6 protein-coding genes are annotated in these 14,027 nt (G+C 37.5%); 1 reads left to right on the top strand and 5 read right to left on the bottom strand.

Going from position 1 to position 14,027, the window contains the following annotated elements:
- Window positions 1-352 precede the first annotated feature (352 nt).
- The 5 genes from ACSBFT_RS19635 to ACSBFT_RS19615 all read right to left on the bottom strand — a co-directional run bounded on the left by ACSBFT_RS19635 (window position 353) and on the right by ACSBFT_RS19615 (window position 13,175).
- Window positions 353-6,472 (bottom strand): 3-coathanger stack domain-containing protein, encoded by a 6,120-nt coding sequence (locus tag ACSBFT_RS19635; RefSeq protein WP_489602116.1) that lies wholly within the window; start codon window positions 6,470-6,472, stop codon window positions 353-355.
- A gap of 2 nt (window positions 6,473-6,474) precedes the next feature.
- Complete coding sequence (locus ACSBFT_RS19630) at window positions 6,475-6,774, bottom strand: LytTR family transcriptional regulator DNA-binding domain-containing protein (RefSeq protein WP_489602115.1); 300 nt, start codon at window positions 6,772-6,774, stop codon at window positions 6,475-6,477.
- A 257-nt stretch (window positions 6,775-7,031) separates the two neighbouring features.
- On the bottom strand, window positions 7,032-8,699 hold the full coding sequence (locus ACSBFT_RS19625) for a tetratricopeptide repeat protein (RefSeq protein ID WP_489602114.1): 1,668 nt from the start codon (window positions 8,697-8,699) through the stop codon (window positions 7,032-7,034).
- A gap of 461 nt (window positions 8,700-9,160) precedes the next feature.
- Window positions 9,161-12,670, bottom strand: coding sequence for a choice-of-anchor Q domain-containing protein (locus ACSBFT_RS19620; RefSeq protein WP_489602113.1), 3,510 nt, complete (start codon window positions 12,668-12,670; stop codon window positions 9,161-9,163).
- Between the two features lie 148 nt (window positions 12,671-12,818).
- On the bottom strand, window positions 12,819-13,175 hold the full coding sequence (locus ACSBFT_RS19615) for a LytTR family transcriptional regulator DNA-binding domain-containing protein (RefSeq protein ID WP_489602112.1): 357 nt from the start codon (window positions 13,173-13,175) through the stop codon (window positions 12,819-12,821).
- A 155-nt stretch (window positions 13,176-13,330) separates the two neighbouring features.
- Between ACSBFT_RS19615 and ACSBFT_RS19610 the strand changes: the two genes are divergently transcribed.
- Window positions 13,331-13,963: a response regulator gene (locus ACSBFT_RS19610; protein ID WP_463048616.1), complete on the top strand. Its 633-nt coding sequence runs from the start codon at window positions 13,331-13,333 to the stop codon at window positions 13,961-13,963.
- Window positions 13,964-14,027: the final 64 nt, after the last annotated feature.

Here is a 14,027-nt window from a genome sequence, read left to right as displayed (position 1 = left end):
AAAAACAAAAAGCCCATTTCAAGGCTTTAAATGGACAATTATTTATTATCCTTAACTGGAAACAAGCAGCTTACACCTATTGATGCTCAACTATTTAGAGACAAATACGTTAAAATATTGAACCTTGAAATTGGAAAGAAACCTTGAAGTTCTTCCTTTGCTCATATCTCATTTTCTTTCTGAGCGTGAATCTGACCTTATTAATTCCATCCATGGAATTTTGAACTTATCTAAATTTGTTAAGATTAGGATTTAACTCAGGACGGAATAAAATCAAAAAAAAGAAGCCCTCTCATGTTATAAATGAGAAGACCTTCTTTCTATTTTCTAAAGTTTACTCTTATTAGAATTATTAAGTTGAAGTGTCCACAATAACTATTTTGTGTATGTAACTAAGCAGGTCTCCATTGATGGTTAAATAATAGGTTCCAGAGGCCAGATTGTTGGTAGTAATACTCGTTAAGTTTTCACCAATCTTGAAAAATTCTTCAGTCGTATAATCTTGAATTACATTGGCATATCCATCTATGAGTTGGATGTTTAACTGCTGTTCTAAAGGATTACTGAATTTTATACTTACAAAGCCATCTTCTTCTAATAATTCGCTATAAATTTTATTTTCATAAACTTGAGGATTGGCTTTCTGACTCTCTTTGGATGAAGAATTAGAATTTTGTATAAAAACAGAAGAAGTTTCAGACGGACAGTCTTCTAAAATTGCTATAAAAACTGCTCCATTTTCTACACTAAAGCCCGGTTTAAGTAAAACAGAGCGTTCACCTTTAAAAACCACTGTGGTAGGAGAATCCACGTCACCATCAGATTCTAAAAGTAATTTATGGTATGTATCTGGCGTAATAGCCCCACTGCCATTATTGGCCAGATTAAAGGCATTTCCATTGTTCTCACAATCATTAAATGCGGCATCATCATTCAAAATTTGGAGCTCTATTTGGTTGTTTCCTCCTATGTTATAGTCGCCACCGTTGATTATGCTCAGCAGTATGTTTTCATCTAATTCTGGTTCTAAGTCGCTTATTGGGTCAAAGTACAGTTTCTTAGAAGTACTGCCAGTTAAAATCTTAACCACACCAGCGTTTCCGTCAAATGTATGATAACCAGATACCGTATAGTCTTCTCCAGAAATGGCTTTTCCTGCTAATAGAAAATTGATGGTAACATCATTGGTATCCGCCTGTGAGAGCGTAAAGTTTATGCTCAGCTTACCATTGGCATCTTCATTTATTTCAGTGTTTACACTAGTGATGGTATTGCCATCTTTCTCTTCTGACTTCTCCTCTTCTGCTCCCGAAATACTGATTGGGCTAGAGGCCACATTGGCCAAAAAGGCACCAGTGTTTAAAACAGGAGTGCCTATTCTGAAATCCCAATCAAAACTTTGACTAGCCGTATTGCCAGCAGCATCTTTTATGTTTATCAAAGAAACGGCTACGCTATCGCCTATCCAGCCGCTTACATCGACAGTTGGTGTCAGAATGATTTTGTTTTGATAACAACCTAAAATAGCAGGAATAGCTGAGTTATTTGAAAGTCTGGTTAATGTGAAATTTGAATTATTGAGAGCCGTACAAGCAAGGTTCTCATTGAAAGTTTGAGATATTTCATCACCCAAGGCATAGTTAAAGTCATTTGGAAGCGGAGCTCCAAAGGCGATAGGACCTTTGCGGTCAACGGTCCCTCTAATAATATCGGAGTATCTTACTTTAGAGCCTTTTTTTAGTTTTAGCCTAAATTTGTATGCACCATCTGCCAGTGAATTTGGCCAAAAGGAATCCATACTGTTAGCCGCCAAATTTACTTTTTGAATGGTTTTAGCAGTTACCCAACTATTGCCTGAGGCAGATGCATATTCAAAAGATATTTCAGACAAATTAGCCAAGTCATAACCACTCATGGAGTAATTAATATTTGGGCCGTCGGTAGCGTTTACTGCAAAGTTATTTTCAGGAGCAGAAAGTATAATGGGGCTTATACCATCTTCAAACTGAGCCTTTACTATGATGTTGTCTTTGAAATTAGCACCTGATGGGTTTCCTGCATTACATTCATCAAAAACCTCAAAGAACATTTCAAAGTTGGTGATGTTAGGGTCAAACTGGCCTACACTGGCAGTGAAATCATGTGTTGCATTATTTGCCAATTGCGTGTCAAATGGACCTGCTCCTAAACCTTCAATAGATACTTGAGCTCCAGAAGTACTTTGACCGGGAACATACCTAAGGTAATAGGTTCGCTCTTCAGAGCTTTCACTTTCGTTGGCAAGGTTCAATTGAAACAATTGAGAAGATCCTGCGGGAATACCAGTCATATTATAGTTGCTGGTCGATAAAACTACCTTGTCTCTTTTTTGTGTATTCACTTCATTTGGGCAGCTACTGGCACCCGCTATCAAGTCAAAAACTGGGGTATTGTAAACAGGGTCTGTTTTTACATCCACAGTGAAATAATCGCCATCGTTTCCATCATCAATGGTAAACCCTGTGGTAGTTTCTTTAGTGGTAGTTAGAACTTCTGAGTTACCAGTTTGCATTCTTAGTGAAATGGTACCACCTTCTGAAAGGCCACTTCCGCCTAATTCCATGCCTATCTCTACAGCTAGTGTGCTGTCCGTTTCCATTTGGAACTCAATGGTAGACACCTTTGTAGCACTCGAAGTTACACTGGAAGTTCTAGGGCCATTTATGCCGTCAAAAGAAATATTATGATGATGCTTAGCTTCTCTTTTTAGCCTTTTGTTTTCAGATAAAATTTGTTGCCAAACACTAATCTGATTTTCCTTTTTACGTTTTTCGTTTGCCGTGGTGGCAGGAGCATCTCTTATGGCAATTAAATTAGGGATGACTACATTTTTGATATGATACTCAGAGTAGGCATAGTCGGTAGCGAAACCATCTGGAGCCAATATAAAATCACGGGTACTGTTAAACGTACAACTCGATGCATCAAAACTTATTTCATCTACAGGAGCATAAAGAAAGTTGACCGCTCCACCAAAATAGATATCTCCTTCCTCTCCAGGAACGGCATCATCTGCCGTGGAATACTCTTCAGAATTAGTCATGGTGATTATTTGCTCCGTAGAAGAAGTGTTTTCTGTGGTCATGGCAAATGAACCTTTAAGATTTGCCCAAAATGCTGACTCATAAGAAACTCCTAAGCCGGCTTCGAATTTTACACCTAATTTGGCATCGACCCAAACGTCTTTGGAATTGGTACGTTTGGTAGAAAAACTAGTAGCAGTGCTGCTACTTGTTTGAGCTGTTCTGAAACTGAAACTTTTATCGCCAGGAGGGTCACGAAGTATCAAGAATGGTATTTCTGGAGAAACCGTGGTAAAGGTTCCTACACCTGCTTTTATTCCGGTTACTATGGGCTTTATGTCGTTTTTACTGGCATCACCACCTTGTCTATCATATTTATCAGTAAAACCTAACTGTAATGTTTTTTCATAGTTGCCGCTTATCGTAGGTTCGCCAGGAGTTACAGTTAAGGTATCTATTCCGTTTACGGTAACATGAATTAACTCTACCGCGGCAGTTCCAGATGCTATGTTGGTGAAAATGGTAAGCGTATCGTCTTCAATAGGGCAACCCAAAACGGTCTGACTATTATATGTTACGTACTTATTTGGGTCACCTTGGAATACGCCAATAGTTATTTTTTTAGTTTTTCCTTGTTCTAAAATAGGATTAAGGGGTTTGGTACACGGACCCGCCAAATCAAATACCTTTATTTGTGGTTTTTCATGAAAAACTAGATTGAAGACGGTGTCTTTGGTAGTGACATCCATTCGCATAGCTGATGAAGGAAAAAAGTCTGTGTTTTCAAAGAAAGCTACCATTTCATCTTTATTGTATTTGGGAACGCTGTTGCCATCTACCGGAATATCTATAAAATCTGTTACGCTCACTAAATAATGGCCTGCTGGTACTCGCTTTGAATATATCCCAGATACATTAGCGGTATCTTTTAAGATAAATTCTGCTGCATTAAATACGGCGGTGTTACCCACTTGCTTCATTTGAGTAAATTGTACTACAGCTCTTCCTATTTCTTGGTCACAGTCTGCTTTTATAGTACCTGAAATAACATTGGTACTTGTATCTATAAAATTGACATTCGCCACTTCTATGGCTGTTCCAAAAGTAATTACGGAGTCTTTTTTGACAAAAACATGGTTTTTGAAGCGTGGTGAAATTTTATAATCATTGTCTTCTTCAAAAGTAATGGCATAAGAGCCATCCACGCCCGTTTTAAAGTTTGCACTGGGTATAGTGTCAGTTGGGTCTGTAGGTACAGGGAAATCTGTCAATCTGAAAGTGACGTCTTTAATAGGTGAGGAAACAGGAAGACTTTGACCACTTAGAACCACACAATCATAACAAAGCTGATTAATGTTTCCGGTAACGCTAAAAACGGTTTCGTCTATAAAATCAATGTTGTTTTGAGTAAAGGATACTTGCGTAAGTGCGGCATCATAAAATGATTCGCTAGGATTACTACCTTCTAGTGTAAAAACATGGTCTGGTTTAGAAGGTGATACTTTAAAAACAGCCGAAGCTCCAGAGCCCGAAGTTTGGAGTCCGTAGTAAAGACCTTGCAAAGAAAAAGAACCATTAGAGGTGGTAATCGCACTATCAATTTTATTAGCCAGTCCGTTTGGTGGTGAACCAGATATACGCTGAGCTGTCACGGTAATGCCAGCTACTCCAGCACCAGATGGACTTTTTACTTTCCCGTTAATTACACCATTAGGGTCAATCACGGTAATGGTTATAGGAGCTGTATATAGCGTCGGTTGAACCGATGAGCCGCAATGGTGTATAGCCTTTCTTCTAAACTGGGTAGTTTCCGTTAGACTGCTAGGCGTATGGGTAAGAGAATTATAAATGGCCGAAGTGGCAGGTTCCCAATTCCCTGTAGTTTTTTGTTCCCAATCTATGCTATAATAGGAGCCCGAATTGACTGTGGGACTGCTTATATTCCCAATTGCTGAAAGCGGTATCTCTTGAGGACTTGGTACTGCTGTAGTTCCTGATATACTACCTGAAGTTAAGGATAATGTTAATGGAGTTACCGTGACAATATTGCTATAAGCAGTATTTCCACATGCGGTTACAGCTCGCCTAAAGCGTACCGTGGAGTAACCCTCCATTCGCCCGTTATAAGATTGGCTACCAGCTTCATTATCATCTCCAGTGTCAAACCATGCACCTCCGTCATTGCTTCTTTTCCATACATAGCTTAAAGAGCAGCCCAATGATGAAGAGGCATCTGTCAATGAAGGAATATATTGAATATCATATGCATAAGGGTCGCTTCCCGGGCATTCTTCTCTGGTAGTTTGTAACTGGTCATAGGGAGATTGCTCATATAATGTAATTACGCCAGGGTCGGGAAGAACAGTCTCCGTAGTTATTTTTATTTCAAAGTCTCCTTCATTAGTATTATAGCCCTCTACTATGGCTTGGTAGGTACCAGGGGCTAAATCCATTACAATCTGAGAAGTTCTGTAAACAGCACCCCCATCATCATTACCCGCTAAGTAATTATAATTAGCTCTGTTATTTGTTAAATTGATTAGGTGAAGATAAGTATCAAAATTAGTAGAAGCTGAAGAAGTAGTAATAGTGACCTTTTTTGCTTTTTCCAAAACAAATTCATAAAAAACATCTTTTGAATCCTGAAATTCATCAAAGCCACTCCAACCGTTAACGTAACCAAAAGACCCTCCTAAAATAGAAGGTTCAGGATTTCCTCTATTCCCGTTTTTATGACTTATGGTGGCATCAGCATTTAGTACGCCAAACTGAATGGGATCGTTAACATGATCTCCATGAGAGGGCCTAACGAAGTATTTAAGATAGACATTACTGTCGTATTCACCGTTTATTTGCCCATCCCCAGAATTGTCCATAGCGAAATCTATATAATTAGGCAAGCCAACTTGCCCAGCTCGGTAGTCATATATTTCATTTTTTATAGCTCTTTGAGCATCACTTGTACTCCATGTAATATTATCGTTGCAACACTCATCCCAGCTCATTGCAGAGATTTCAAATTTGCCATTACCAGTAACATAAAAGTCATATATATGAGCCCAATCTATGCCGAAAAGAGGTTTTGTGGGATCAGTATATTTGGTAGAATAATACCATTCAGCAGGGACATTATGATTATTATTCATAGATAAAAAAGGAATACCATCCGCTGAATTGTCGTATCCAGAAGTCGTATTTACTAATTGGTCGGCAATCCCATTTTGGTCAAGACTTATTTCTAAATACATACGATTGTCGGCAAGGCCATTCCCTCCATCGTTATTAGTAAGCGAGGCTTTCCAGTCTCTTAGATAAACGCCCAAGTGATACTCATTCAAATTGCTCGATTGAGCAAGAAGCCCATAGGATGAGCATAAAAACAAGATTAAAAAAAGTAGTAGTTTTTTCATGGCTATATAGTGGTTTGATTTGTAATAAAAAGGTTAGGGTATTTTTCTTGTAGCATGACTTTTCTTCTTCGCGGAATCAGAATCTCTTCTTTGTTTTTAAGCTGTATATAAATACCGTGGTCGCTTAAAAAAGTCCGTTTTATGAATGAGCTATTAACGAGGTTGGCTCTGTCTATTCTTATGAAATCTTCGTCGGAAAATAGAATTTCAAATGTCTTTAGATGATAAGCAGACATCAGCTTCTTTCCATTTTTCAAGGTTAAGACAGTATAATTAGAACTAGCCTGTAGATGCGATATCATACTTGGCTCTGTTTCATTTAAGAACTTAGGGTGGTGTAAAGGGCTCATACTCAGAATAAATCTGTTGATATTCCTAATATAGTCCTACATACAAACCTTTACCTTATTCAAAGGGTGGACAAAAAGTAGACAAAACACAAAATACGTGTTCTATGGCCTGAAATGGACAATTACTTGTCCGACCTAACTGAAAACAATTAAGGATAAGGTCTAAATAGTGTTAAACCTTGAAGCCATAAACCTATAAAAAGTAGCCTTTAAAACTGATAGGATATCAAAAAACCTTGGATATCTTCATCTGAACTCACCTTAAGTTTTTTCCTTAGTCTGTATCTAGCCTTCTTTATGCCATCTGGGGAAATATTTAGGGTATCTGCTATATCTTTAGAAGAAAGGTTCATTTTCATAAGCGAAATGAGCCTTATTTCACTTTTGCTAAAGGAGCCATATTTAGCCACAAGACTATCTAAAAAACCTTGATGAAGGCTGCTAAATTCGGAGGAGAACTGTTCCCACTGTACGTCATCTGCGGCATCACGTTTTAGTAACTTGGAGATTTTTGTTGACGCCTTATTTACAGTACCGTCCACATTAGTTTTTAGTGTTTCTACTTCTTGTTCTAGTTTATTTAGAAACTCATTTTTTCTAGCCAACTGAAGCACTTTTGAGGTGAGCTCCTTTTGTTTAAATTCTAGCTCTATCTCTTTATTTTTAAGTTTCTCTTTCTGAATAGCGACGACCTGTTCTGAAATCAGCTTCTCTTTCTTTCTTTTCTGAACAAAAGACCAAAATACAATAAAGCCGATTATCAAAATCAACAATATAGAAGCAATTAAGACCCATTTCTGAAGCCTGTTTAGTTCCGCTTCCTTATTCAAGATTCCTATTTCTGCATCCTTTTTTACGGTTTCAAACTTGGCATTCATCTCCGCTATAATTCCCGTTTTCTCTATAGAAAGAAGGCTGTCTTTGACATGAACCGCCCTTTCTAAAGTTTCTACAGACTCTTTATATAAGCCGGCCCCTTTTTGTGCTACCCATAGAGAAGATAAAGCGTCTTTTAGTCGATGTGGATCTTTTACTTCCAAGGCTATTTCTACTGCTTTATTTGAATAATGTATGGCCGTGGCATATTCCTTTTTTGCCGAATAATTATATGATAGATTTCTATAAGCGTGCTCTTGACTGGTCCTGATACCATTTTTCTCATAAATGACAAGAGCCTTTTGGAGAAGGCCTATAGCTTTATCGTGCTCTTTATAGTAATCGAGATATATCTGAGAGAGATTGGCATATAAAATCCCTACGCTGTATGTTTCTATTCCTTGTTCTTTCGCGATTTTCAATCCTGTCAGATACGATTCTTCCGCTAATTTATACTCTTCTAAGTCTCTATGAATAATACCTATATTGGAGTAAACCCTCAAAAAGCCATCTTGGTCGTCCGCCAGTTTATAATATTCCAGTGCTTTTTTTTCGTATGCTAAAGCTTTTCTAGAAAAGGGAACGACCTGTTTTTTATCACCGCTATTTTTTTTATATGTTATACCCAAAGTATTATACGCACTGGCCAATCCTTGATTGTCATTCAGTTCTTCGTAAATTTTTATGGCTTCTTCATTTGCTACAATGCTCCTTTCAAAGTATGTAAGGTTTTGAAGGTGGTTTGCGGTAGCAAGAAGGACACTAGCTTTTAGCTTTTTATCTTTTGACTGCTCTGCAAAGGCAGTGGCTAATGTTAAATAGACCTGTGTAGAGTCAGGATTAACTTGACTATAAAACTTGACTAGTTCTAGGGCTGTGGAAGCCTTGAGTTTTACTTCGGAAACTTTATTTAATACTAATTTTAAAGAGTCACTATTCGTAATCTTTTGGGCATAGCCCAAGGAGGTGAACAGCATCAAAACAAATGTTATTTGCTTCATGGAATCAAATAGTGGTTACTTAAATCTAGCTTTATTTTGTTGAATCTCTTGACTTAACTAGGTCTAATGTTTTTTTAAAGAGCAGGTCAATTTCCTTTTTTAGCGAATCCAGCTCTTCCTCGACCTCAACAATATGTTGTTGCCTACGTTTGATTTCCTCTACTTTTTCTTTTAATGTCCTCCCATCCATCCCATGTAGAGTTTTATTGATTCTATTTATTCGAAGGTAGCAATGGAAATTCTTTGCACAGAATTTTAGAGGTAGACAAAAAGTGGACAAATCACAACTTCTGTCTTTAGAGACCCTTGCAAAGGGTCGACATTATGATTTTTACATTAAGCAAGAAATCAGAATATCTAACCCACTTAAACTAGAACTATGCATTAGATAACCTATTATGATGCTCCTCTGCATAATTTGGGTTAAAACACTGAACCCTCATCATAAGATTCAAGCCAAATCATGGGCATGTAAGTGTCTCTATTTTAGCCTGAAAAATGGCTCCGACATCCACTTTAAAACCAGGATTTAGTTCTATACTGTGTGCCGCCTGATATAAAGTGTTCTTTGTATTTAAAATAACTTTATTAGCCGCCAGCACTTGATTAGAGTAAAACAAAGCGGGACTTCCTACTCCAGAGCTTAAGTCTACGCCATTCAAATCAAGCGTTGCATTAGCGTAAATTCCTTGAAACTCATACACGCCCATATCCACCGTCTGATTGGCAAATCTTCTAGCGTTATGGGCTAAATCAAAACTGGTAATCCCAGTATTATTACCTTGATTAATAACCGGTGAGCATATGGAAACATGGTAATCTCCATTAATCGTAGGAGCGGCATTAAAAGAAGGCATAGAAACAAAAATAGGATTAACCGTATTGCCGTCAAGATTACCGGTGCCAGAAGTTAGCCCCTGAACCAAGCTGTAACTTATGTTCTGAGCAATAGTCCCGTTGCTCGTGTTATCCACAACTATTCCCTGCGAATTCCCATAAATTATGGTATTCTTTAAAATAAGGTTAGTGCTTGCACTTTGCTTCACGGCAAAAAGATAAACTGCATCTCCATTATTGCTGGATATGATACAATTTTCAAGTGTCAAATTGGCCGTAGCGTTTTCAAAAGAACCCATGTCAATTATGGCCGCATTTGAAGCACTAGTGTTATTATTACCTGAAATCAGACAATTGGTAAACTTAACCGAAAGGTTATTAGTACCTGAATAAATTCGAATAGCTCCACCATCGGAGGAACTCTGGTTGCCCCGAAAAATACATTTGTCAATGAGAGGATTACTATTTCCATATATGGACAAACCAGTTCCTTTATACCCCTTATTATTTTGAAAAATACAATTTGAAATTAAAGGGTTTGAATCTGATATTTCTATTGGGCTACCTGAGTCAGAGTCATCGACGTTAGTGAATAGAAAGCCATCAATTACAGTTTGATTATTACAATCTCTCATATCAAAAATATCCTGGCTGTTAAAACCCTCAAAATCAAGTCCGCCGAAATCGTCATGTCCTATGTCTCCGCTAAGTGTGCTTAGGTTAGTGGTATGGATTAGTGCCATATTCCTCTGAGAAAGTGCTGTTTCCGCCCCAGAAAAACCGCCATAAATCTTAGTGCCAGATTTAATTGCAAACCTCGTAAATAAGTCTATTTGACTTGAGGTATATTCCCCTTTAGCAACCCAAGTTTCATCTAAATTAGGACATTGGAAAACGGTAGACTGAACCCAATAGAGGTCTTTTGATGCATTAGCCCAACTTAAACCATTTCGATTTCCCGACCCACTTTCTGTGACATATAATCTTGTGGCACTCCCAAGATTTCCTTGGTATTCAAAATGACCGATATCCGTAAAACCACCAAAAGTTCGTGGCTGTCCCGCAAAATCGATGGCATAAACACCGCTACTTGTTCCAGCATTAATTAGCGGCGAACATCCCACTATTCTATATCCTTCTTTAATGGCGTCTTCAGTATGAAAATCTTTGGCAAATTTTGGCTCTGTGCTACCAGCAAGATTATTATTTACTCCAGCCATAGTTATATACTCCACTAGACTGTAACTTATTGAACTCGCAGTAATTACATCGTACTGGTAAATACTACTTGATGCCGTTCCATATTCGTAAATGGTGTTGCCCTTAATCACCGTATTTTTTATAATTAGAACAGCATCACCTGCCGTCTTTATACCTCCGCCATTAGAATTTTCGGCAGTAGTTCTATTGTCAGCTATTGTGCAGTTTATAAATTCTATCTGAACTGTTGAATTATCACATTCTATTGAGACCCCTCCTCCTCCAAATACAGATTTGTTACGAGCAATTAGGCAATTATAAAATTGAGAAGGACTAGTACTCGTCTTAAAGCGTTGATATACGCCAGCCCCAACCGAAGCACTATTATCTATAAACTTACAATTTATCAGTGTGGGATTTAGACTAGAACTTCCATCTATATTTAAATTGGCAAAGCCCCCTCCAGCACTCATGGCAGCATTATTATAAAAAAAGCAATTGACAATAAAAGGGCTCCCATTCTCATTAAGCCATCCTGCTCCAAATCCAAATACAGTCATATTTCCATCTGAAATTCTAAAACCATCTACCCTAGTGTTTACACCTACATGAGTTGTTTTTACGACATGATATGAATTACCACTTAACAGACCATCTTGATCTATATCCCCACTTAATATGGTCGTGTTTTTCTCGATATCTCTGAGGTCCAAATCATAGCTACTGTCTTCATTTCCAGCAAACCCCCCATACATTTTTACTTGATCAGGAATTTCAAAGGAAATGTTGAAATCAGCAGTGGATGTAGGATAATATGTTCCCTTGGCCACCCAAATAGTAGAACAATTGTTTGTGGCACTTAAGGCATCTTGCAAATCATTGTATGCATTTTCCCAAGAAGTGCCATCATTAAGACCCACCGCATTGTTTTTGACATAAACCTTTGGAGCATCTGATGTAGTAACCCCTAATTCAAAATTACCATTGCTTGTATTATAACCCTCTACAACAATACCATATTTACCAGGACAAAGGATTTCGGAAAGTTGAGATTTTGTGCCATAAGCATCATCATTACCCGAAACATAAGAAAGAAAACTGCCGTCGGGATTTAATCTAACCAGATGTATATAAGTATCATAATTTGTAAAATTGCTGATGGTACTCATGATGACTTTTTTATTATTCGTTAATTCAAAAGAATAAGTAACATCAGGAGCGTTAGTAAAAGCCGCATTATCTGCATCGTCCCAATCATTATGATAACCTAAAATGCTTGTATTTGAGGCCCCAGAAGGAGCGTAGCGGTTTGAATTCTTACTGGTTTTTAAACCATTTGAAGTTAAGTCACCAAAGTTTAGCGGGGAACTGTCCCTACCATTTTCATATCGCCAAGTGTATTTTATTCTGGCCTTTGAAGGATTAGGGATGTTGGGAATAGCTATTGTGTCTGTCCTCCATTCACAAGCATTTACACTGTCGGTAGTACTTATTAATAATACCCGAAAACCTGGGCTATCATCGGTGGTGGTGTATTGGCATTCACCCACTACCACATCTTCTTCCCAACTAAATATATCAAAATCGAATTTACCGGCCGGTCCACCACCTATTAATGCCAGATTGGCATCTACTTCTGGACCCCATATATCCGTGGTAACCGCCATATTATAGCAATAACTCCCTGAATTGTTCCCTCCTGAACTATGATCTAATAAGGTATCTGCCACATTATTATAGTCATTAGAAACCGTCATCTGAAAAGTTTGTTCAGGATCATTTCCTGGAGCATCTTCACTAATAAACCCATAGCCTTGAAGAAAATGTACCTCGTAAATTATATTAGAATTTAGAACTTGAGCGTTTATGGGTTGGGCTAATACTGAGGCCAAAACACCTAAAATTACTTTTAAAAATCGTAGTTCTTTTCTCATAATATTCATAGTTAATTAGCGTTTCTCTTTCCTTAAATGAAATTTTGAAAATGCTTGAAACTCCGGTTTACTTTTTAACTTTTACCGTTAGAAATAAATAGTGTTATGACTTTTATTGTCTTTAAGATAACACTTTTAATTTTAAGTTTTACTGACTAATGGCTGACAATAAGACCTCTATCTTCTCTTTTTTTCGCCGTGGCACCTTAATAATCGTGTTATCTTTTAGAATAATACTGGTACCTTGACTACCATGGTATAGAGATTTAATAAAGGTTCTGTTCACTAAATTTGACCTATCAATTCTGATGAAATCTTGACTTTGAAAAAGGTTTTGAAAAACCTTTAAGCTATATGCGGATAAAACCTTAGTACCATCACTTGAGATGAGGTAGGTATAGTTAGCATCCGCCTTTAAATGCGTGATTTTTTTGGCATTAAACTTTAACAAAATTCGAGGCTCAGTTATGCTATCGCTTTTATGTTTTAGTGATTGTTTCATCATGTAAAGTACCCTTATTATCAAGTACTTGTCAATCACCCCATAGGGTGATTTTTGCATCAAACAGTCACCCTATAGGGTATTCTTTTGATTTAAAGGTTAAATTAGCCTTGCATTAAGGTTTGAACTGAGCTCTTGAATACTTACAGAAGTAAAATATGATTAAAACAGTCTCCATTGTAGATGACGACAAAATAGTAACTGATAGTGTCGGTGCTTTTATTAGTATCCAAGCAGAAATGGAAGTGCTTAAAGTTTATCATTCTGCCGAAGACTTCTTACGAGATATACTGGATACCGCCTTCCAAGCACCCAGTATTCTGCTGCTCGATATAGGTCTTCCAGGTATGTCTGGCACAGAAGCTATCATTCCTATTTTAGAAGCTCTACCAGACTTAGATATTATAGTGCTGACCACCTACGAAGAAGAGGACGTTATCTTAAAAGCCATAAAAAATGGAGCTTGTTCATATATCTCCAAACGAAGTGGCTTAAAGGCCATATTGGATGCTATAAATATTGTGAGCATGGGTGGGTCTTATATGTCGCCATCTATAGCCAGAGAAATAGTAAACCACCTTTCTTCTCAAAAACATAACAAAGAAGAGCAATACCTACCCAAAAGACAATTAGAGGTATTAAATCATCTGGTTGAAGGAAAAACTTATGGTGAAATAGCGGATGATATGCATATCTCTATTGAAACCGTACGTTCGCAAATAAAAAAAATGTATAAAACCATGAGCGTCAAAAACAAAGCGGAGGCCATTACCAAATTTTTGAGAAACTAGTGACCACAAGTGCTTTTGGGCATATAAAATCACAAACCACTTCCAGAGCATTTTTTATCACCAC

This window comes from Arcticibacterium sp. SM2516, assembly GCF_057914865.1.
Note: the sequence above shows the minus strand (reverse complement) of the source record. Positions and strands in the feature narration are given on the sequence as shown.